At 30.7% G+C, this 21,938-nt stretch carries 20 protein-coding genes; 14 read left to right on the top strand and 6 right to left on the bottom strand.

Going from position 1 to position 21,938, the window contains the following annotated elements:
• Position 1: 1 nt before the first annotated feature.
• Complete coding sequence (locus CRV02_RS06790) at positions 2–733, bottom strand: VacJ family lipoprotein (RefSeq protein ID WP_129089693.1); 732 nt, start codon at positions 731–733, stop codon at positions 2–4.
• Positions 734–793: 60 nt separating this feature from the next.
• Positions 794–1,645, bottom strand: coding sequence for a M23 family metallopeptidase (locus CRV02_RS06785; RefSeq protein ID WP_129089692.1), 852 nt, complete (start codon positions 1,643–1,645; stop codon positions 794–796).
• Between the two features lie 95 nt (positions 1,646–1,740).
• On the opposite strand from CRV02_RS06785, the gene CRV02_RS06780 reads away from it, so the two are divergent.
• Positions 1,741–2,448: a YebC/PmpR family DNA-binding transcriptional regulator gene (locus CRV02_RS06780; protein ID WP_129089691.1), complete on the top strand. Its 708-nt coding sequence runs from the start codon at positions 1,741–1,743 to the stop codon at positions 2,446–2,448.
• 22 nt (positions 2,449–2,470) lie between these two features.
• Here CRV02_RS06780 and CRV02_RS06775 read toward each other — a convergent pair whose 3' ends face one another.
• Positions 2,471–3,226 carry a M48 family metallopeptidase gene (locus CRV02_RS06775; RefSeq protein ID WP_258239246.1) on the bottom strand — a complete coding sequence of 252 codons (756 nt, stop codon included), beginning with the start codon at positions 3,224–3,226 and terminating at the stop codon, positions 2,471–2,473.
• A 92-nt stretch (positions 3,227–3,318) separates the two neighbouring features.
• Here CRV02_RS06775 and CRV02_RS06770 point away from each other — a divergent pair, with 92 nt between their 5' ends.
• Positions 3,319–4,209 (top strand): DMT family transporter, encoded by an 891-nt coding sequence (locus CRV02_RS06770; protein ID WP_129089690.1) that lies wholly within the window; start codon positions 3,319–3,321, stop codon positions 4,207–4,209.
• Here CRV02_RS06770 and CRV02_RS06765 read toward each other — a convergent pair.
• A complete protein-coding gene (locus CRV02_RS06765; RefSeq protein ID WP_129089689.1) occupies positions 4,199–4,642 on the bottom strand; it encodes a YiiD C-terminal domain-containing protein in 444 nt (147 codons plus the stop codon). The genes CRV02_RS06770 and CRV02_RS06765 overlap by 11 nt on opposite strands.
• 340 nt (positions 4,643–4,982) lie before the next feature.
• Here CRV02_RS06765 and CRV02_RS06760 point away from each other — a divergent pair, with 340 nt between their 5' ends.
• Positions 4,983–7,559 carry a bifunctional aconitate hydratase 2/2-methylisocitrate dehydratase gene (locus CRV02_RS06760; RefSeq protein WP_129089688.1) on the top strand — a complete coding sequence of 859 codons (2,577 nt, stop codon included), beginning with the start codon at positions 4,983–4,985 and terminating at the stop codon, positions 7,557–7,559.
• Positions 7,560–7,717: 158 nt separating this feature from the next.
• On the top strand, positions 7,718–7,897 hold the full coding sequence (locus tag CRV02_RS06755; RefSeq protein ID WP_129089687.1) for a PLDc N-terminal domain-containing protein: 180 nt from the start codon (positions 7,718–7,720) through the stop codon (positions 7,895–7,897).
• A 28-nt stretch (positions 7,898–7,925) separates the two neighbouring features.
• Here CRV02_RS06755 and CRV02_RS06750 read toward each other — a convergent pair whose 3' ends face one another.
• Together CRV02_RS06750 and CRV02_RS06745 are read right to left on the bottom strand one after the other, a co-directional pair.
• Entirely contained in the window at positions 7,926–8,621 is a 696-nt protein-coding gene (locus CRV02_RS06750; protein ID WP_129089686.1) for a TVP38/TMEM64 family protein, read from the bottom strand.
• Positions 8,622–8,643: 22 nt separating this feature from the next.
• Positions 8,644–9,630 (bottom strand): endonuclease/exonuclease/phosphatase family protein, encoded by a 987-nt coding sequence (locus CRV02_RS06745; protein WP_129089685.1) that lies wholly within the window; start codon positions 9,628–9,630, stop codon positions 8,644–8,646.
• Positions 9,631–9,791: 161 nt separating this feature from the next.
• On the opposite strand from CRV02_RS06745, the gene CRV02_RS06740 reads away from it, so the two are divergent.
• From CRV02_RS06740 to CRV02_RS06695, 10 genes are all read left to right on the top strand, one after another.
• Entirely contained in the window at positions 9,792–10,382 is a 591-nt protein-coding gene (locus tag CRV02_RS06740; protein ID WP_129083130.1) for a TetR/AcrR family transcriptional regulator, read from the top strand.
• A gap of 68 nt (positions 10,383–10,450) precedes the next feature.
• Positions 10,451–11,350 carry a Ni/Fe hydrogenase gene (locus tag CRV02_RS06735; protein WP_129089684.1) on the top strand — a complete coding sequence of 300 codons (900 nt, stop codon included), beginning with the start codon at positions 10,451–10,453 and terminating at the stop codon, positions 11,348–11,350.
• On the top strand, positions 11,347–12,702 hold the full coding sequence (locus CRV02_RS06730; RefSeq protein WP_129089683.1) for a nickel-dependent hydrogenase large subunit: 1,356 nt from the start codon (positions 11,347–11,349) through the stop codon (positions 12,700–12,702). Before CRV02_RS06735 ends, CRV02_RS06730 begins: the two co-directional genes overlap by 4 nt.
• 249 nt (positions 12,703–12,951) lie before the next feature.
• Positions 12,952–14,190, top strand: a complete 1,239-nt coding sequence (locus tag CRV02_RS06725; protein ID WP_129083133.1) for a hydrogenase small subunit — start codon at positions 12,952–12,954, stop codon at positions 14,188–14,190.
• A 3-nt stretch (positions 14,191–14,193) separates the two neighbouring features.
• The gene (locus CRV02_RS06720) at positions 14,194–15,930 is read left to right on the top strand and encodes a nickel-dependent hydrogenase large subunit (protein WP_129083134.1); all 1,737 of its coding nucleotides are present in this window, start codon (positions 14,194–14,196) and stop codon (positions 15,928–15,930) included.
• Position 15,931: 1 nt separating this feature from the next.
• Positions 15,932–16,654, top strand: a complete 723-nt coding sequence (locus tag CRV02_RS06715; protein WP_129089682.1) for a cytochrome b/b6 domain-containing protein — start codon at positions 15,932–15,934, stop codon at positions 16,652–16,654.
• Positions 16,655–16,773: 119 nt separating this feature from the next.
• Positions 16,774–17,349, top strand: coding sequence for a HyaD/HybD family hydrogenase maturation endopeptidase (locus CRV02_RS06710; protein ID WP_129089681.1), 576 nt, complete (start codon positions 16,774–16,776; stop codon positions 17,347–17,349).
• Complete coding sequence (locus CRV02_RS06705) at positions 17,340–18,875, top strand: hypothetical protein (RefSeq protein ID WP_129089680.1); 1,536 nt, start codon at positions 17,340–17,342, stop codon at positions 18,873–18,875. The genes CRV02_RS06710 and CRV02_RS06705 overlap by 10 nt, the downstream gene beginning before the upstream one ends.
• Before the next feature lie 167 nt (positions 18,876–19,042).
• On the top strand, positions 19,043–20,203 hold the full coding sequence (locus tag CRV02_RS06700) for a hydrogenase small subunit (protein WP_129083138.1): 1,161 nt from the start codon (positions 19,043–19,045) through the stop codon (positions 20,201–20,203).
• A gap of 3 nt (positions 20,204–20,206) precedes the next feature.
• Positions 20,207–21,937 (top strand): nickel-dependent hydrogenase large subunit, encoded by a 1,731-nt coding sequence (locus CRV02_RS06695; RefSeq protein WP_129089679.1) that lies wholly within the window; start codon positions 20,207–20,209, stop codon positions 21,935–21,937.
• The last annotated feature ends 1 nt before the right edge of the window (position 21,938 follow it).

Below are 21,938 nucleotides of genomic sequence, written 5' to 3'. Positions count from 1 at the left end.
ATTATTCCTTAATCTCTTTTTCTCTTCTTTGGTTGTATGCATTTTTTAGTAGTGAATATAAATCAATTGCATCTTTTGTAAATGTTTCATATCTTCCCTGATTTAAAGAAACATTGTTTACTAATTTAATTGTTTGTATTCCTAACGTTTTTTCAGCTCTGTCTGGTATTTTATAATCTAATGAACTTACATCTGTTAACGGTGAAATATAACCATCAGCAACTAGTCCAAAAGTATCCCTTAGGTTTGAAGGACCAAAAAATGGTAATACTAGATGAAAACCTTCCCCCGCTCCATAAAAAGCAAGAGTTTGACCAAAGTCTTCTTTTCTTTCTTTTAGGTTCATACTTGTTGCAGGGTCCATTAGTCCAGCAATACCAATTGTAGAGTTTATTGCAAATCTACCTAACTCTTCTAAAGCGTAGTTAAATTTTAATTGAAGAACATTGTTTACAAATCTAATTGGAAACGTAACATTATCAATAAAATTTGAAATACCAGTTCTAGCTATTTCTGGTACAACTGTTGCATAACCTTTTGCTGTTGGTTCTAAGATGTTTAGGTAAACATAATGATTAAATGAAGTCATTGTACGGTTATAATCAACAAGAGGGTCATAGCTCTCCTTTGGCGTACTAAATTCACTAAACTCATTATTAAAATCATCTTTTTCTAGTTCTTGAGCAAAACTAATGCTCACAAGCATTAAAAAAAGAACAACTAACTTTTTCATTTTAACTTTTCCTTGTGTGTATAAGAGAAATAGAATACCTAAAAATATTATAAAAAAAGCTTAATATAGTAAATTGTTATTTAGTAAATCAATAGCCTGTAACGGATCTACTTGTATACCATGTATTCTAAATGAGAAATGTAAGTGAGGTCCCGTAACTCTACCTGTGCTACCACTTAGACCAATGATATCACCTTTTTTTACAAGGTCACCTTCTTTATAGTTCATTTTACTTAAGTGATAGTAGCCAGAATAGATACCATTTCCATGGTCAAGAACAATAGAGTTCCCAGCATAAAATCTATCTTTTGCAATAACAACTTTTCCATTGTTGATTGCTTTTATTTTAGTACCAACTTTAGCTCTATAATCTGTTCCACTATGGTATGATTTTAGACTTCCGTTATAAACTCTTTTTCTCCCAAAATCACTAGTTATTTTAGTTTCAAGAGGATATATGAATTTATCATTGATATAAAGAGTTTTACTTGTAGTATTGTAGATTTTCATAGCTTCTTTATACTCTTTTGAAACACGTTTTTTGTTTTTTTCACTTAATGTAACTTTTGAGCTATCTACATTTATAACTTCACTTTTGTATTTTCCATCAATAACCTCAATAGGAATACCTTTGAAGACTTTTTCCTCATTTTCAATATAAGAGATGATGATTTTATACTTTTTTAAATCCTTGTAGTAAGAGATAGGAACTAAAGCATAATAACTATCTTTTTTGTTTGGGAATTTAAAAAAGTTGATGTTGTGATTATCTAAAGTAAGTTTTGGTTCTTTGATATTTTCTTTAACAATTTTAAGAAATAAAGTATTTGCATTTTCTACCTTTTTAGAAGATATTTCAAGTGCAAATATAAGTTGATTAATAATAAATAAAAGTATAAATATTTTTTTCATGATGGAATCTTATCCAAAAAATATTATTACTATCTTATAAAGCTATTATATCAAAAAGGGTATACTACGCAAAAATTAAAGTTTATGGAGTTTTTATGGGTAGAGCCTTTGAATATCGAAAAGCAGCAAAAATGAAAAGATGGGGAAATATGTCAAGAGTTTTCCCAAAACTAGCAAAAGCAATCGAAATTGCAGCAAAAGCTGGAGGTGGTGATCCTGAAATGAACCCAGTTTTAAGAACAGCTATTCTTAATGCTAAAGCACAAAACTTACCAAAAGCAAATATTGAAGCGGCTATTAAAAGAGCAACAGGAAAAGATGCAAAAAACTATACTGATGTTAACTTTGAAGGAAAAGGTCCTCATGGAGTATTAGTATTTGTTGAGTGTGCAACTGATAACAATACAAGAACTGTTGCAAATGTAAAAATGCACTTTAACAAAAATGGTGGTCAAGTTGTTCCAACTGGTTCTTTAGAGTTTATGTTTGATAGAAAAGCTATTTTTGAGTTTGATAAACCAGATATGGATTTAGAAGAGTTAGAATTAGAACTTATTGATGCAGGATTAGAAGAGCTTGAAGAAGAAGAAGGTTTATGTATAGCACTTGCAGACTATACTGACTTTGGTAATATGAATACAAAATTTGAAGAGCTTGGACTTGAGCTTAAAAAAGCTGAGTTAAAAAGAATCTCAAATAATCCACAAGAGTTTACAGAAGAACAACAAGAAGAGATTGGAAAGTTATTAGAAAAACTTGAAGAAGATGATGACGTTCAAGCAATCTTTACAAACATGGAATAAAAAATAGCACAGTTTAACTGTGTTATTTTTTCTTTTCTATATTTTTTATTATATTTTTGATTCTTGCAATTCTAGTTTCTGAGTTAGGGTGAGTAGAAAGAAACTCTATAGTTTTCTTTTTATCTTCATTCATATTTTCCCAAAATTTTATAGCTTCATTTAAATCATAACCTGCTTTATGCATAAGATAAATACCTATTTCATCTGCTTCACTCTCTTGCATTCTACCATATGGCATTAAAACTCCATATTGTGAACCAAGACCATATGCAATATTAAAAGTCTTTGTATATTCAGGGGCTTGACTTGAAATTGCTATATTTCCTAATATTTGGATTCCTTGTGAAATCATGCTTGTACTTATTCTCTCCGCTCCATGTCTAGCTAGTGCATGGGCAATTTCGTGAGAGATTACCGTTGCAAGTTGGTCGTCATTTTTTGCAACTTCTAAAATACCTGTATAAACTACAACTTTACCTCCAGGAAGACAAAAGGCATTTTTTGCTTTGTTTTCTATAAGATTAAATTCCCATTTATAATTTGTATTTGCAACCTTTGCTATTCTTTTGCCAATCTCTTTTACTTTTAAAGACTCTTTTGTATTTGTTATAACTTTTGATTCTTTTAAAGTCTTTTCATAACTTTGTTCTCCTAGTGCTAACTCTTTTTCATCTGAAATCAAAATCATTTGACTTCTGTTTGTATATGGTGTTTTATGAGTACAACCAGCAATTAATAATGCTAAGAAAAGTATTGAAAGTATTTGTCTGATTTTCACTTTAGCTCCTTTGGTTTCTAATTTTATCAAAAAAAAAATTATTTTAAGAAAATTAGAGTAAAATCTTTTTTTATTTAGGAGATATTTATTAAATGGATAATACAAAAGGAAATATCTTAGGTCTTATAACCATTCTTTTATGGTCATCCCTTGCACTTTTTACAGTTTACTCAGGAAAAATACCTGCATTTTTATTATTAACAATCTCTTTTTCAGTGGCTTCAATAATTGGTTTATTAATGTTAAAAAAACAAAAAAGAGCAATAAGCGAGTTATTTAGAATTCCTTTAAAAGCTTATTTTATAGGTGTTATAGGTTTGTTTGGTTATCACTTTTTTTATTTTTTAGCAATTAAAAATGCACCAGCAGTTGAAGCAAATCTAATTAACTATTTATGGCCTTTACTAATTGTTGTTTTTTCAGCTTTTTTACCAAATGAAAAGTTAAAATGGTTTCATATAGTAGGAACAATCTTGGCTCTTAGTGGAGCTTTTTTATTAGTACTAAAAGATGGAAGTTTAGAGTTTGATTCAAAATATACTTTAGGTTATAGCTTTGCTTTAATTGCAGCACTTCTATGGTCAAGTTATTCTGTAATTTCAAAAACATTAACCCACGTACCAACTTTTGCAGTTACTGGTTTTTGTCTTTTGACTGCTATATTTTCTTTTATTTCACATTTAATTTTTGAGCAAGTTTATCTTCCAAGTTTTGTTGAATTTATTTCAGCAATTATGTTAGGTCTTGGTCCTGTTGGAGGCGCTTTTTATCTTTGGGATTTTGCTTTAAAAAATGGTGATATTAAGATTTTAGGTTCCCTTGCTTATTTAGCTCCGTTGCTGTCAACTCTTATTTTAGTAGCAGTTGGAATTTCAAGTATGACAACAACTATAGCTTTAGCTTGTATCTTGATTGTATTAGGTTCAATAGTTAGTTCAAAGCAGTATTTAAAACTTATTACAAACTATATTTTTAAATCTTGATTACGTAAATACCTTCAAAATCAACGCATACTTTTTCATCTTCTATAATTTGTGACTTGATTCTTAAAGAACCACTTCCTTTAGAATCAAGTTTTTGTTTTAATCTTTCTATCTCTTCTTTGCTTGGAAGAGTAGTTTCAGAATATAACTCTTTTGTTACGGGAGCTCTATATGAGGTATCACTTTTAATTACTGCTATCATTGTGTTTTTAAATCCTAAGTCTTCTTCTACAAGTAAATAACAAGCACTCCAAGCTGAAATGGTAACAAGAGTACTTAAACTTCCTGCAAAACCTGTTTGTTTATCATTGATATTTGGTTCTATCGGTGCTGTTGTAATTAGTTTGTTCTCTTTTATCTCTTTTGGATTTATTTGCATATATTTTGTAAGTGGAATCTCTTTGTGAAGTTTTTCTTTTAATTTTTTAAGCAATTTCGTCCTTTATGTATAAATAAAATTTATTAAAATTATATATTATTGTGATTATTTAAGTCTTATTAAATATCTATATATTGAAAACTATATGTACAATAATTGTACATCAATGTACCTTAAATTAGCATAGATTAGCATTTTAACGCTTTTTTATTTGAAGTTATAGTTTCAATGCTATTTGAATTATCAATAAAATAGCCATTTTAGTGTCTTTTTTATTACTTTTTGTAACTTTTTTTCTAAGAATAAAAAATTGTAGAATAGTTAGCAGAAATTGTACATCAAAGGAAATAAACATTATGCTATACTAGTGCTACAAATTTATTAGGAGATCTATATGAGTTTATTAGCTACTTATAAAGCGCATACTGAAGAAAGATTAAATGAAGGTGGATTACCACCATTAGCATTAACTGCTGAACAAACTGCAGAATTAGTTGAATTATTAAAAGCTAATCCAGTAGAAGAAGCAGAGTATTGCTTAGAATTATTTAAAAACAAAATTAACCCAGGTGTTGATGATGCTGCATATGTTAAAGCTGCATTTTTAAATGATATTGTACAAGGAAATGTTACATGTTCTGTTATTTCTAAAACTGAAGCTGTTGAGATTTTAGGAACAATGATGGGTGGGTTCAATGTTACTCCACTTATTGAAGCTCTTAAAGTTGAAGAAGTTGCAGAGATTGCTGCTACTCAATTAAAAAACACTATTTTAGTATATGATGCATTTAATGATGTAAAAGATTTAATGGATGCTGGAAATGCTAAAGCAAAAGAAGTTATTGAGTCATGGGCAAACGCTGAGTGGTTCACTAATAAACCAGCATTAGAAGAAGAAATCAAATTAACTGTTTATAAAATTCCAGGTGAAACAAATACAGATGATTTATCTCCTGCAACTGTTGCATTTACAAGACCTGATATTCCATTACACGCAACTGCGATGTTACAATCAAGAATGGAAAAACCATTAGAAAAAATGGAAGAATTAAGACAAAAAGGTAACCCATTAGCATACGTTGGTGATGTTGTTGGTACTGGTTCTTCAAGAAAATCAGGTATTAACTCTGTTCAATGGCACATGGGTAGAGATATTCCAGGTGTTCCAAACAAAAGAACAGGTGGTGTTGTAATTGGTTCTATTATTGCTCCAATTTTCTTCAATACTGCAGAAGATTCAGGATGTTTACCAATTGAAGCTCCAGTTGATAACTTAGAAACTGGTGATGAAATTGTTGTTAAGCCATACGCAGGACAAATTACTAAAAACGGTGAAGTAGTTTCTGAATTCAAATTAGCTCCAAACACAATGACTGACGAAATGAGAGCAGGTGGTAGAATTCCTTTAATTATTGGTAAAGGTTTAACTGCAAAAGCTAGAGAAGTATTAGGATTAGGTGTTTCTGATTTATTCTTAGCTCCTGAGCAACCAGCTGATTCTGGAAAAGGTTTCTCTCAAGCACAAAAAATGGTTGGTAGAGCTTGTGGTATTGAAGGTGTTAGACCAGGTATGTACGTTGAGCCAATCGCTACAACTGTTGGATCTCAAGATACAACTGGACCAATGACAAGAGATGAGATTAAAGAACTTGCAGCATTATCTTTTGGTGCTGATATGGTTATGCAATCATTCTGTCACACTGCAGCTTATCCAAAGCCAGCAGATATTAAATTAAGACATACTTTACCAGATTTTATCAACTCAAGAGGTGGTGTTACACTTAAGCCAGGTGATGGTGTTATTCACTCTTGGTTAAATAGATTATGTTTACCAGATACAGTAGGTACTGGTGGAGATTCTCATACTAGATTCCCAATTGGTATTTCATTCCCAGCTGGTTCTGGTCTTATTGCATTCGCAGGTGTTACTGGTATGATGCCATTAACTATGCCAGAGTCTGTGTTAGTTAAATTCAAAGGTGAAATGCAACCAGGAATTACTTTAAGAGATTTAGTAAATGCTATTCCATATCAAGCTATTCAAGATGGACTATTAACAGTTCCGAAGAAAAACAAAAAGAATGTATTCGCTGGTACAATTATTGAGATTCAAGGTTTACCAGATCTTAAAGTTGAGCAAGCATTCGAATTATCAGATTCAGCAGCAGAGAGATCAGCAGCAGCTTGTTCTGTACAATTAGACAAAGAACCAATTATTGAGTACTTAGAGTCTAACATTGCTTTAATCGAAAAAATGATTGAAGAAGGTTACGAAGATGCAAGAACTCTTCAAAGAAGAGCTGATAAGATGAAAGAATGGTTAGCTAACCCTGAGTTATTAACTCCAGATGCAGATGCAGAATATAAAGCTGTTATCGAAATCGACTTAAATGAAATTACTGAGCCAATTTTAGCTTGTCCAAACGATCCAGATGATGTTGACACTTTAACAAACATCTTAGCTGATGAAAACAGAATCCACAAAATCGACGAAGTATTTGTTGGTTCTTGTATGACTAACATCGGATTATTCAGAGCTTTAGGTGAAGTTCTTAAAGGTGAGGGTGAAGTTCCTACTAAACTATGGGTTGCTCCTCCAACAAAAATGGATGAAGCTCAATTAACAGAAGAAGGATACTATGCTACATTTGCAGCAGCAGGTGCTAGATTAGAGATTCCAGGATGTTCTTTATGTATGGGTAACCAAGCACAAGTATCTGAAGGTGCAGCAGTATTCTCTACTTCTACAAGAAACTTCGATAACAGACTTGGAAAAGGTTCTCAAGTTTACTTAGGATCAGCAGAAGTTGCAGCAGTTACAGCACTTCTTGGAAGACTTCCATCTAAAGAAGAGTATATGGAAATTGTACCTAAGAAAATCACTGAGCAAAACAAAGATGGAGTTTATAAATACTTAAACTTCAACCAAGTATCTAAAGAGCATTTAACTACATTAGTTACTTCAAGATAATCTTAAATTAAAACAAAGAGGAAATATCCTCTTTGTTTGTCTTAAAAAACTATTACTCTTTTAAAATAACAACAATTACTTTTTTATTTTTATATTATTTAATAATATTTATTATAGTATAAATATTTGTATGATAAAACACTTAAAAAGGATAAAAATTGAATTTACAAGTAAATGGTATTTTAGGGTTTATCTTACTGTTTTTAGATATTATAGCAATAATAAAAATAGTAAATAGTAGTGCTTCAACAATGAGAAAAGCAATATGGGTTTTAATAATTTTATTCTTACCTTTTATAGGTTTAATTGCTTGGTATTTTCTTGGTCCAAAAGGCTAAAAATAAAAGAAGATATTTATATCTTCTTTTATTTAGTTCTTCTTTTTTTATAATCAAAATATATAAACACTGCATAAATTAATATTCCTAAAGCACTTATATAGTATAAGCCTTCTTCTAATTCATCAATATTACTAGAAAAAAATGAAATAGTTATAGCTAAGGGGGCTATTCCAAGAATGGTTGCAGAAATAAATTTTAAGTACTTCATATCTAAAACACCTGCTATTAAACTTACTCCATCGTTTGATAAAAATGGTGATATTCTAAAAATAACTACACTAAAAAAACCATAGTTATTTACCCAAAAGTCTAATTTATCAAAACTTTTTTCACTAATATATTTTTTTAGAGTATTTTCACTAAGTGAGTTTCCTATAACATAAGCTAGAGTTGAAGCTAAAAATACCCCTGTTAAGCTTATTAGAACAGAAGGTATAAAACCATAAACTAAGGCAGCTATTATCATAGGAAGCCAAGATGGAAAGACAACTAGGAATAGTTGAAAGACCATGATTAGTATTAAAATAACAGCACCCCAAATACCATAAGATTTTATATGATTTGAAATTTCTTCTTTATTTCCTGTATTAAAAACTTCCCATAATTCATTTATATTATTCTTAAAACTATCATTTATAAAATATAAAATTATCATTAGTATCATAAAAATAAAACTTGTAATAATTGGGATATATTTTATATATTTCTTATCTATATTCATTTTATCTCCTATATTTATTGGTTTATTTTTTTTCTTGAGTTTCACATAGATCTAAACTTGTTAATATAGCAAAATGATCAGAACCATAATAGGGTAATCTTTGTATTTTATTTACTTTAAAATGACTACTATGAAAAAGATGATCTAAAGGCCATCTAAAAAACCAGTATTTTGCATTGTACGTACTATAGATACCTCTTCCTACTCTTGGATCTAAGAGTTTGCTAATTTCTTTGAAGGTTTTAGTAGATTTTGACCAAGCTACATCATTTAAATCCCCTGTAACAATAGTTGGCAACTCTTTTTCTTTTAGACTTTTTGCTAACATAATTAGTTCAATGTCTCTATTTGTTGATTTTTCATTTTCAGTTGGACTTGGAGGTTTAGGGTGTAAAAAATGTGCTTTGATTTTTTGCTTTGAAGGTAATTGTATTTTAGTATGTATTGAAGGTACTTTATCTTCAACTAAATATTTTATTTCTGAACACTCTATTTTAAACTTTGAATAAAGATGCATGCCATAAAGATTTTCTAAGGGGCATTTTACATTATATTTGTATTTTTGTTCCAGTATGCTTAGCTTTTTTTCCCACCAAGTATTTGTTTCTAATGTGATAATAATATCGGGATTATATTTATTTACAAGTTCTATAAATCCTTCTACATTTTTATTGTGCATTAATACATTTGCTGTCATTATATCTATTGGATTATTTCTTTCTTTTATATCTTCCACTTCTTTAGGATAAAAAATAGTGTAAGGAATAATTTGTATGGACTGATATAATAAAATAAAAAAAGTAATGCCAATTAAAAATATAGAAAATATTTTTGATAAATCTAAAAAAATGATTTCTAAACTTAATAGTAAAAAAGCAAAAATAATAAAGTTTAATCTAGGAAATTCCCAAAGTCTTATAGTCCAATGTCTATGCTTAAGTAATGGTAATAAAGTTACAGACATTAAAAAAAATGTTAATAAAAAAAATATAATATCTATATTATTCAAAGTTTGCCTTTAAAAATAAGAACTATTAAATATTAACATAAATACTCTGTTATAAAGCTATTTATAATTAATGCCAATAAAATAGTTTTATGAACATTCATTTACTATTAACCAATTTAATAATATAATCAAAATAACAAAAATTTAAACTAAGGAACAATGTGTCTTTAAAAGAAGAAAAGAAAAATTCAATTATTGAAAAATCTTTACTACTGTTCTCTAAAAAAGGTTTTTATAATACAACAATTCCTGATATAGCAAAAGCTATGAGTATGAGTGTTGGAAATATGTATAACTATTTTAAATCAAAAGAAGAGTTAGCAAAGTTTGCTATTAAATACTCAACTAATATCCTAGCAAATGATTTAAGAGAAATTAATCAAATGGAAACTTCATCTAAAGATAAAGTATTTCTATTTACAAGAAAATATTTAGAAAATGTTCAAAAGTCACCAGAGGTAATTGAATATTTTTTAAGAGTTTACTTATCAAATAGAGAGGTTTTTAACAAAGATTGTGAAGGTTTTTTATGCGTAAGTGAATTTGTAACAGAGGTTATGATTTTACTTGATGAGGGAGCTGCTAAAAATGAGTTTAGACAGCAAGATTTTTTTCCAGCTTTTGCTATGATTATGGGAGCTTTAGGTGGCTTTGCTTTTCTTGCAGGAGAAAAGGTTTTAGAGAAAGATATTTCAACTTACTCTGATGATGTTGCTGAAAATATCTACAGAGCTTTAAAGTATGAAGATTAATAAAATTAATTAAAAGAAGATAGTTTATATAAAAACTATCTTTGTTTTTAGGAAGTAGTTTTCTAGCAATGAATAGTAAAATTAAAAAACCCAAAATTGTTTGGCTTCAAGCGATAACTTGTAATGGAAATACTCACTCACTTCTTAGTGCAAATGCAAATAGATTAAAACTATTTTTAGGTAGTTTTGACTTAGTTTACCATCCTTCTTTAACTACTGATATTTTACTTGATGACTTACTAAAAAAAGAAGAAGATATAGACTTTTTACTTGTTGAAGGTGCAATCACTTCAAATAAAGAGTTCTTTCAAATATCAGACCAAACTACAAGTAAAGTTCTTAAAAAGCTTGTTTTAAAATCAAAATATTTAATTGCTGTTGGCTCTTGTGCTTCTTATGGAGGAGTTCATAAAAAGTTTGAGCAAAATAGTGATATCTTTGGTTTAGAAGAAGCTTTAGATAAAAAAGATATTTCATCTTTAGTTCATCCTATTGTAAATCTTACAGGTTGTCCTGTTCATCCTGAATGGATACTTCAAACACTATTTTCTTTAAAAGAGTATAAACAAATGCCTTTAGATGAAAAAGGAAGACCTAAAGAGATTTACTCTTATTTAGCCCACCATGGATGTACTAGAAATGAGTATTTTGAGTGGAAAGTAGAAGCAAAATCTTTTGGATTAAAAGAAGGGTGTCTTTTTTATGGACAAGGGTGTCGAGGTCCTATGACTCACTCAAACTGTAATAAAATATTATGGAATGATGTAAATACAAAAACAAGAGCTGGTATGCCATGTATTGGTTGTACTGAGTTTGATTTTCCAAGAAATAATATGCTTGAAACAAAAAAGAATATTGGAATCCCCGATGAAGTTCCACTAGGAGTTAGTAAAAGAGCATACCTTTCTTTAGCTGGTGTTGCAAAAACTTTCAAGATAGATAGATTAAATGAAAAGATAATTAAATGAAAACTGTAGATATAGTAGAAAGAATAGAGGGTGAAGCTAAATTAGTTTGCCAATGGGATAAGAAAAAAATATCTGATGTAAAAATACAGTTTTTAAATTTTAGAGGTTTTGAATTCATTTTAAAAGATAAGCCTATTTTAGATGCTTTAGTTTATACCCCTAGAATTTGTGGAATTTGTGGACAAGCCCACTTAAAAGCTACAGTTGAAGCCTTAGAAAATATCTATAAAAATCATAATGAAGAGTTGACTTTAACAAATAAAGCAAAACTTCTTAGAGAAATAGGCTTAAATATAGAAATTATTGATTCTCATATAAAATGGTTTTATATGTTTATTATGCCTGATATTGTTAAGTTCTCACAAAATAGTTTAGATGAATATTCACCCTTAAAAGGTAAGAAATGGCTAGAGTCTTCAAGTGTTGCTAGTGAAACTATTAAGTCTTTAGCGATTATAGGAGGACAGTGGCCACATACTTCTTATATGATTCCAGGTGGAGTAATCTCTGACCCAACTTTATTAGATTTAGTATCAATGCAAAACTATATGGACCAAGCTATTAGATTTTATGAAGATAGTTTAGTTGGTATTGAACTTGATAATTATCTTGATTTTAAGAAGAGTGAAGATTTATATAAAGTGAAGGGTGACTTAAAAGACTTTATAACAATCTCCTTTGAAAATGAGTTTGAAAAGATTGGTAAATCATATAATAGACAATTAGTTCTAGGTGATTCTTTATCTTTTGAAAAAGGAAAAGTCAATAGAAAACTAATCAAAAATATCGATTATGAAAATATTGAAGAACTAAGTATAAATAGTTTTGATATTGACAAATCAAAGGTTTCAAAAGAAGCATATACTTGGTCAAAGACTGCTCTTTATGCAAATAACTTCTATGAAACAGGACCATTAGCAAGAGCAGTTGTTCAAAATAGAAGCTTTGTAAGTGATGTTCATAAACACTATAAAGACTCAATGTTTACAAGAGTTTTAGCTCGTATGGATGAGTTAGGTTTTTTACTTCATAAAACAAAACAATTAATAAAACAAATAGATATAAACGAAGAGTCATATATTAAGCCAAAAGTTTCCCTTAGCGATTTTAAGTATGGAGTTGGACAAAGCTCTGTAGAAGCATGTAGAGGTTCTTTATATCACGATGTAGAAATAGAAAATGGTAAAATCTCAAAATATGATGTAATAACACCTACTGTATGGAACTTAGGACCTGGTGTAGATGGGAAGTTATCTACTTCTCAAAAAGCAATAGTAGGAAGTAATTCATTAGAAAAAGCAAAATTAATTCTACGAAGTTTTGATGTTTGTTCAGTTTGTACAACACACTAAATTTTTGTTTCACTTTGAAACACCTTAGAAAAAAATAAAAAAAACTTTAATCGTTATAATTCTTATGTATTTTTAGAACCTTGTTTTCTCAATTGCCCTTATAAATGAACATTCATTTTATCGATGCTATGCTCATGCTACTAATGTAATAAAAATAACTATTTTTAATAATTTGACATTAAGTAAGAAATAGTTAATTTTAGAATGATAATAAATGAACATTCATTTAAAAGCAAAAAGGAGAAGGGGATGATTGATTCTCAAGAGATGGTAAAAAAAGTTTTTACCCAAAATTCCGCTAGAATTGATACGAATAAAGGTGATGCTTATTATAATTCACTTTTTGAAAAGGCAAAAAGTAGATTAGAAGCATTAAGAAAACAACCTGCACTTAAAGATGTCGATATGATGGAGGTTGTAGAGAGTGAAGGTGTAAACAGAAGAGATTTCATGAAGTGGGCAAGTGCTACAACTGCAACACTTATGTTACCTCCTATGTTTACTCCTTTAGTTGCCGAAGCAACAGAACTTATGAATAGAGTTCCTGTTGTATGGATTGAGCTTCAAGACTGTGCTGGTAACTCTGAAGCTATTTTAAGGTCAGCTACTCCTACAGTAGATGATTTACTTTTTGATGTACTTTCATTAGAATTCCACCATACTTTACAAGCTGCATCTGGTCATCAAGCTGAACATCAGTTAGAAGATGCAATTCACACGTTCAAAGGAAAATATTTACTATTTGTTGAAGGTTCTATTCCTACAGCAATGAATGGTCAATATGGAACAATTGGACCTGCTGGTGAAACTTTTGAAGAGAATTTAAAAAGGTTATCAAAAGATGCTGCTGCTGTTGTAGCTGTTGGTACATGTGCAACATTTGGTGGTATTCCTGCTGCTGCTCCAAACCCTACAGGTGCTGTTGGTGTTATGGATATTGTAAAAGGTAAGCCAATTATTAATATTCCTGCCTGTCCTGCAAATCCTGCAAATATGGTTGGTGTAGTTTTACATTATGTATTAACAGGTCAAGTTCCTGAGTTAGACTCTTTATTAAGACCTAAATTTGCATTTGGATATAGAATCCACGATAACTGTGAAAGAAGAGCACACTTTGATGCTGGTGAATTCGTAGAAGAGTGGGGTGATATTGGTGCTGAGAATAACTGGTGTCTTTACAAGGTTGGTTGTAAAGGTCCTATGACATTTAATAACTGTTCAATTATCAGATATAACGAAGGTGCAAACTGGCCAATTGGTGTTGGACGTGGTTGTATTGGTTGTTCAGAGCCAGACTTCTGGGATAAATATGCGTATGAAAGACCAATGGCTGATGCAAATATCAAAGCTCCAACTGGTGGAGTAGAAAAAACTGTTGATGAGTTTGGTTTAGGATTATTAACAGCAACATCAATTGGTATTGGTGTACATGCAGTTGCAAGTGCAGTTGCAGGAAAAAGAACAGTTCATAGTGAAGATGAGGAATAATAAATGAGTAAACACGTAGTAATAGATCCAATAACAAGAATCGAAGGACATCTTAGAATTGAAGCTGTAATTGATGATAACAATGTTATTCAAGAAGCTTATAGTTCTTCAACAATGTTCAGAGGTATTGAAGAAATTTTAAAAGGTAGAGACCCTAGAGACTGTGGTCTTTTAGCTATGAGAATTTGTGGTGTATGTACAGGAACTCACTATCAAAGAAGTATTGAAGCTGTTGAACATGCATTTGATGTAACTATTCCAAAAAATGCTAGACTTGTAAGAAATCTTATGCAAGGTGGATTATATATTCACGATCATATTGTTCACTTCTATCACTTACATGCTCTTGATTGGGTAGATATTACAAAAGCTTTAGAAGCAGACCCAAAGAAAACTGTAGAAGAAGCACAAAAGTGGGCTAAACTTTCAGGTCAAAGACCATGGAATGCAAGTGAAGATAACTATGCAGCAGTTCAAGAAAGAGTTACTAAGTATGTAAAACAAGGTAGACTTGGAATTTTTGGAAATGCATATTGGGGAAGTAAAGCATATAAATTAACTCCTGAGCAAAACCTAATTGGTCTTTCTCACTATTTAGATGCCTTAGAGTTACAAAGAGAAGTAGCAAAAGCTCAAGCTATTTTTGGTGGTAAAAACCCACACCCACAATCAATTGTAGTTGGTGGTGTAACTTGTGTTCAAGATATTAAAAACCCTGTAAGAGTTGCAGAGTTTAAAGATATCATTCAAAAAGCTCTTAAATTTACTAAGCAAGCATATTTACCAGATGTTTATATGGCTGGAACAATGTATGCTGATGAAGCACTTGCTGGTGTTGGTGCTGGTCTTGGTAATTTTATGTCATATGGTGACTTCAATTTAGATGATTTACCATTCTATAAAGCTTCAAAACTATTCCCTTCAGGTGTAGTTATGAACAAAGACTTATCAAAAGTATATGAATTAGATCAAACAAAAATTACAGAAGATGTAACTCATGCTTGGTATGAAGGTACAACAAATAAACACCCATATGATGGTGTTACAGACCCTAAATATACTGGATTTAGAGAGAAAAAAGATGGTATTGCTTATTTAGATACTGACAATAAATACTCTTGGATTAAATCACCATTATATGATGATGAGAGAATGGAAGTAGGACCATTAGCAAGAATGGTTGTAGGTGTTGCAAAAGGTGATGAAAGAATTACTAAGTATGTAACTAAGTTCCTAAAAAATGGAAACCTACCAACAAAAGTTCTTTTTTCAACTGTAGGAAGAACAGCAGCACGTGCTATTGAAACTGAGTTAATGTGTGAAGAAGTTATTAACTGGTGTGATGAGTTAGCTGCAAATGTTGCAAGTGGTGATTTATCTACTTGGACTGAGTTTGATTTTGACAAAGTTGCAAAAGATGCTCAAGGTTTTGGTATGGCAGAAGCTCCAAGAGGTGGTTTAGGTCACTGGGTTAAAATCAAAGATGGAAAAGTTGTAAACTACCAAGCAGTTGTACCATCAACTTGGAATGCAGCACCAAAAGATTATAAAGGAAGATTAGGAGCTTATGAAGCTTCTTTAGTAGGAACTAAAGTTGTTAATCCTGATGAGCCTTTAGAAATTATTAGAACAGTACATAGTTTTGACCCTTGTATCGCTTGTGCAGTTCATATTGTAGATACAAATGGAAAAGAATTGGCAGTTTATAAAGTAGATCCTGTAGGAGGATGCCGTGCCTAAAATGAAGCGGGTTGAAAGAATGACCCCAATCATGCGAATCATTCACTGGATGAATGCTATTTGTATGATTGTTGCGGTTGCAACCGGGCTATATATCGGATACCCATACTATCAAACATTAATTGCTGACCCAGCAGTTGATAAATATGTGATGGCATGGAATAGATGGGGGCACTTTATTGCTGCAATTATCTTTGATGTTACAGCAATCTTAATTGGGTATTTATATCTTTTCTCAAGGTTTGAAAAACCATATAAAAAGATTTTACCTACAAAGAAAAACTTTATTGAGTTTTGTGAAGTGTTCTTTAACTTAGTTACATTTAATAGAAGAAAAAAGTTTGATTCAACACATAGTGATTCATATAACATTATGTTCTTTACTCTTTTTCATATTCTATTAGTGTTTATGCTTTTAACAGGACTTCAACTGTATGTTCATGGTTTAGCATCAGGACATAGTTCTATTGGTGCTTGGTGGCCTTGGATGTTGCATTTTGCGACAGATTGGACTTTAGGTGTATTTGGTGGAAATATGGGAGTTAGAATTGCTCACCACACGGCTATGTATTTAATACTAATGTGGGTTATGTGTCATATTTATTATCAAGTATGGAGAACAATCTTCTGGAGAGAAGGGGACATCAATATTGTATTTGGTGGAACTAAATTTGTTAACAAAAATATTGTTAATGAAAAAGGTGAAGTAGAAAAAAAAGACTAAGATAGTTTTATTTTTACTTCAAGGGGCTATGGCTAAAATGCCATAGCCTTTTTTTATGAAGATTTATTAAAATCAATAGTTTTGATTTTTATGAGTTTTTAAATTTAATAGGATTTTTTATGAGAAATATAGTAGTTGGGGTTGGAAATGTACTGTTTAAAGATGAGGGAGTAGGGATTTATGCTTCAAAGTTTTTACAGCAAAATTATAAGTTTGATGATAGTTTAGAGATAATTGATGGTGGTACTTTAGGATTTAAATTAATGACATATTTTCAAGAGTATGACAATGTTATTATTTTAGATACTGTTTCAGTAGAAGATGAGCCAGGTTCTATTTATAGACTTCCTTCTGAGGTTTTACTTGGAATGGGGCAGTATAGAAAAACAGCTCATGAAGTAGAGATTGTAGAGATGCTTGAGATTTGTTCTGTTTTAGATAAGCATGCTACAGTTACTATTTTAGGTATTATTCCTGAAGATATTGAAGCTGTTGAAATAGGATTAACTTCTACTTTAGAAGAGAAGTTTGATGGATTTATTTCTCAAGCTATCCAAGAGATTGAGAATATTGGTGTAAAAGTAGAGAAAGTTGATAATAAAGATTTGAAGACAATTGCACAAGAGTTAATTGGAAGTTATAATGGTGAACATTTAACAAGAATTCCTAACGAGGAAGATACAACATGGAACTAGTTTATAAAATAGATTTTAATACAACAAACTTTTATTTTAAGCATATTATTGATGATTTAATAGAAGATTCAAAAGTAAAAGCTACATGTAAAATGTACAGAGGTTTTATTCTTTTAGTTTGTGAGGATGAACCTGAAAAAATAGAAGAGTTTTTTAAAGTACTTGAAGAAAACCTACCTTTATCAATATTTATTTCAAATGCACAAGTTGTAGAAAACTTTGATTTTGATGCCTTTACTGAGTTAGAAGAACAAGATGTAAAGTTAAATCTTTCATTACTTACAAATGATGAGATTACTAAAACTATAAATGAAAATAATATTGACTTTACAAATGATATTGAAAAGATAAAGTCTGGTGGAGTATCAAGGTTTGAAACTCACAATGGACTAAAAGACCTGTTTTTACCATCTACAAAATTAAGGGAAGAGTTTGAATCAAAAGGTTATGAAGTAAAACTTCTAATCACAAATATAAATAATATCTCAAAGCTTGTTGATATTTCACAAAAAGATTTACAACTATTATGTTCCATTGAAAGACCACTTATAAAGCTGAAATTTAAACTTCTACAAAATGCAAAGGGTGAATTTTCAAATACAAGATTTATCTATGCAAAAATTGCAGATGATAAAGAGACTTTACTATTTTCACAAGCTTTAAAAGAAAAAGGAATTGATTATTTACTTTATGTAAATGATGATGTTTACCAAGATGGTTTAAAAGTTACATATAGTGAAGATCAAAATATTATAATCCATGGTGAAAAGGGACTTTTCCCTAAATATGATTATGATTTAAAAAGAAGAGTTAATTCAAGTGAAGACTACTTTGATGAGTATGGGTCTGTTTTTAAAGCTAGCCTTGCACAGTTTAATAAAAGATTAGTACCTACAATTGGAGCATATTTTTCATATACAAGTGATGAATCAGCTATTAAAATAAATAGTGCAGAACATGGTGAAAAAGATATTGTATTAGTTCCAAATGTTGTTAATGATATTGAAAAATGTTTTGATGATATTAGAAGTATTGATGAGAATACAAGTAGGCTAATAGATAATTATAAAAAAAGTTTCCCAAAATATTTTGAAAAAGAGTTTGTAGATAAAGATGCCGATGGTTTTGAAGCTATTTTAAATATGTTAGCTTACTGTTTAGGAATGAAAGATTATAAGCAGTTTGAAGATACAGCTTTAATGTTTGGTGGAAAAAGTGGACTTCAAATAGATATGAAAGTTATGCAAATTGATGGCAAAAACTACTTAGATTATAGAAGAATTATTCAAAGTACAATGAGTTACAAAGTAGCAGGAGTAGAAGATACTTTACTTGCATACTCTTTTTATGAATCTTTATGTGATTTTATAGCAGATAATGTAACTGAAATCCAAAGTGATTTTAATGCAAAAGATATTATCCTTTGTGGTGATATGTTTGCAAACTCAATTCTACTTTCTAAACTAAAGAAAAAACTAAATACTATCACTGCTCTTATTCCAAAAGAGTATCCTCTAGATTACTAAAAAATTTACAATAAATTGGCTCTAAGTTACAAAATGAGCCAATTTTTAATAAAAATGAATAATCATTCAATATTTTTGATTTCGGTCAAGAAACTTTAACCTTTTATAGTATAGAATTTCATTAAATCAATAAAATGAATATTCATTCATTAAGCGAAGGATGGATTTTGCAAGAGCAAAGACTATACGAAAAACTAACTAAAAGATTAAGTGATTTAGAGAAACTTCCTAGACTTAAGGATAATAAATCTATTGAGAGTCACTTAGATGAGAATGGTGTTTCAAGAAGAGATTTTATGAAGTGGGCTACAGCTATTACTGCAATGCTTGCACTTCCTGGTTCTTTTACACCATTAGTTGCAAAAGCTGCTAAATTAAGTGATAGACTTCCTATTATCTGGTTACACATGGCTGAGTGTACAGGATGTAGTGAATCACTTTTAAGAACAGATGCCCCTACAATTGACTCATTGATTTTTGATTATATTTCATTAGAGTATCACGAGACATTAATGGCAGCAGCAGGTTGGCAAGCTGAGCATAATTTAGAACATGCAATTGAGGCTTATAAAGGGCAATATATTTTAATGGTAGAAGGTGGAATTCCTTCAGGAAATAGTGCTCACTATTTAACTATTGGTGGTCATGGACACACTGGTGAATATTCTGCTCAAAAAGCATCTAAAAATGCTGCAGCAATTTTTGCTATTGGTACATGTTCTTCTTATGGTGGTGTTCAAGCTGCTATTCCAAACCCTACAGGAGCAGTTGCTCTTTCTAAAGTTACTGATAAACCAGTTATAAATGTTCCAGGTTGTCCACCAAGTGAGAAAAATATTGTTGGAACGTTATTACACTATATTCTTTATGGAACACTTCCTGCACTTGATGCATACAATAGACCAAAATGGGCTTATGCAAAAAGAGTACATGACTTATGTGAAAGAAGAGGTCACTTTGATGCAGGTGAGTTTGTAGAAGAGTTTGGAGATGAAGGTGCTAAAAAAGGTTACTGTTTATATAAAGTAGGTTGTAAAGGACCTTATACTTTTAATAACTGTTCAAAAAATAAGTTTAATTCACATATGTCTTGGCCTATTCAAGCAGGTCATGGTTGTATTGGATGTTCTGAACCTGATTTTTGGGATACTATGGGACCATTTGAAGAACCAGTTGCAAATAGATTATATAACACAGTATTTAAAGGTCTTGGTGCAGATGCAACAGCAGATAAGATTGGTGTTGGATTATTAACAGTTACAGGTATCGGTATTGCAGCACATGCAGCTATTTCTAAATTTAAAAATCCAAAAGATGGTGAGGAGTAAAATATGGCAAATAAAAGAGTAGTAGTAGACCCAATTACAAGGATTGAAGGACACTTAAGAATTGAGGTTGAAGTTGATGAAAACAATGTTATTCAAAATGCTTACTCTACATCAACACTTTGGAGAGGTTTAGAAACTATTGTTAAAAATAGAGACCCAAGAGATGCAGGTTTTTTAATGCAAAGAATCTGTGGTGTTTGTACTTTTTCTCACTATAGAGCAGGGATTGAAGCAGTTGAAGATGCACTTGGTATCGTTCCTCCTTTAAATGCAAAATTAACTAGGTCTTTAATGAATATGGCTCTATTTATGCATGACCATGTTGTTCACTTCTATCATTTACATGGACTTGATTGGGTTGATGTTGTTTCAGCACTTGATGCAGACCCTGCAAAAGCTAGTAAAGAGGCATTTAAATATGCAGAACTACCAATTGCAACAGGTGAAAATGACTTAAAAAAAGTTAAAAAAAGAGTAAAAGAGTTTGTAGATAAAGGACAATTAGGACCTTTTGCAAATGCTTATTGGGGACATAAAACGTATAGATTAACTCCTGAGCAAAACTTAATTTTACTATCACACTATTTAAAAGCTTTAGAAGTACAAAGGGACTTAGCAAAACTTATGGCTATGTTTGGTGGTAAACAACCACACCCGCAAAGTTTAACTGTTGGTGGTGTAACTTGTGTAATGGATTTAATGGACCCAAGTAGAATGGGTGAGTACTTAACTTTATTTAAAGTTGGTGCAGAGTTTATTGAAAATGCATACCAAGCTGATGTTATCATGGCAGGTCAAATGTATAAAGATGAAGCATCAGTAACTGAACAAGCTGGTGTAATGAACTTTATGGCTCATCAAGAGATGCAATTAAATAGAACAGAGTTCTTATTTGATACAGGTATTATTGAAAATGGTGATTTATCAAAAGTATTTGATATCAATGAAGATTTAATTACAGAAGAAGCAACTCACTCTTGGTATGCTGATAATGAAGCCTTACATCCATATGATGGAAAAACAAACCCTAATTATACAGGGTTTAAAGATATGGATACAGTTGGACCAGATGGTAAAATGATTCATTCAAAAGTAATTGATGAAAATGGTAAATACTCTTGGATTAAATCACCAAGATATGATGGTAAACCAATGGAAGTTGGTCCTTTAGCTTGTATTTTAATCTCTTATGCCAAAGGAAATGAAAAGATTGTTCCACTTGTAGATGACTTCTTAGCTAAAACAGGTCTTCCAAAAGCAGCTTTATTTACAACTTTAGGAAGAACAGCAGCTAGAATGATTCAATCACGAGCAATTGCTAAACATGGATTAGAAGCATTTAATACTTTAATTGAAAACTTAAAAGTAGACCAAGATACTTATACTTCATATAAAATTGACAAAGATAAAGAGTATAGAGGAAGGTTTATTGGAGATGTTCCAAGGGGTATGCTTTCTCACTGGATTAGAATTAAAAATGGAGTTGTTGAAAACTACCAAGCAGTTGTTCCTTCAACTTGGAATGCAGGACCAATTGATTCATTAGGACAAATTGGACCATATGAAGCAAATTTAGTTGGACTAAAAGTTCAAGACTTATCTCAACCTTTAGAAATTATTAGAGTAATTCACTCTTTTGACCCGTGTATTGCTTGTGCAGTTCATGTAATGGATAAAAAAGGTAATGATTTAGGAACATACAAAGTAGATCCAATTTATGGACTATCTTGTTAAG

The sequence above is a fragment of the Arcobacter sp. CECT 8989 genome (assembly GCF_004116715.1).
Classification (GTDB): domain Bacteria; phylum Campylobacterota; class Campylobacteria; order Campylobacterales; family Arcobacteraceae; genus Halarcobacter.
The sequence above is the reverse complement of the archived record's forward strand: the minus strand, read 5'-3'. Positions and strand labels throughout refer to the sequence as shown.

Excerpts from the sequence above, each read along its gene's own strand:
- CRV02_RS06790 (WP_129089693.1), bottom strand. The coding sequence starts at position 733 with ATGAAAAAGTTAGTTGTTCTTTTTTTAATGCTTGTGAGCATTAGTTTT.
- CRV02_RS06730 (WP_129089683.1), top strand. The coding sequence starts at position 11,347 with ATGAAAACTGTAGATATAGTAGAAAGAATAGAGGGTGAAGCTAAATTA.
- CRV02_RS06770 (WP_129089690.1), top strand. The coding sequence starts at position 3,319 with ATGGATAATACAAAAGGAAATATCTTAGGTCTTATAACCATTCTTTTA.
- CRV02_RS06750 (WP_129089686.1), bottom strand. The coding sequence starts at position 8,621 with ATGAATATAGATAAGAAATATATAAAATATATCCCAATTATTACAAGT.
- CRV02_RS06735 (WP_129089684.1), top strand. The coding sequence starts at position 10,451 with ATGAATAGTAAAATTAAAAAACCCAAAATTGTTTGGCTTCAAGCGATA.
- CRV02_RS06760 (WP_129089688.1), top strand. The coding sequence starts at position 4,983 with ATGAGTTTATTAGCTACTTATAAAGCGCATACTGAAGAAAGATTAAAT.
- CRV02_RS06725 (WP_129083133.1), top strand. The coding sequence starts at position 12,952 with ATGATTGATTCTCAAGAGATGGTAAAAAAAGTTTTTACCCAAAATTCC.
- CRV02_RS06695 (WP_129089679.1), top strand. The coding sequence starts at position 20,207 with ATGGCAAATAAAAGAGTAGTAGTAGACCCAATTACAAGGATTGAAGGA.
- CRV02_RS06720 (WP_129083134.1), top strand. The coding sequence starts at position 14,194 with ATGAGTAAACACGTAGTAATAGATCCAATAACAAGAATCGAAGGACAT.
- CRV02_RS06780 (WP_129089691.1), top strand. The coding sequence starts at position 1,741 with ATGGGTAGAGCCTTTGAATATCGAAAAGCAGCAAAAATGAAAAGATGG.
- CRV02_RS06785 (WP_129089692.1), bottom strand. The coding sequence starts at position 1,645 with ATGAAAAAAATATTTATACTTTTATTTATTATTAATCAACTTATATTT.
- CRV02_RS06715 (WP_129089682.1), top strand. The coding sequence starts at position 15,932 with ATGAAGCGGGTTGAAAGAATGACCCCAATCATGCGAATCATTCACTGG.
- CRV02_RS06710 (WP_129089681.1), top strand. The coding sequence starts at position 16,774 with ATGAGAAATATAGTAGTTGGGGTTGGAAATGTACTGTTTAAAGATGAG.
- CRV02_RS06705 (WP_129089680.1), top strand. The coding sequence starts at position 17,340 with ATGGAACTAGTTTATAAAATAGATTTTAATACAACAAACTTTTATTTT.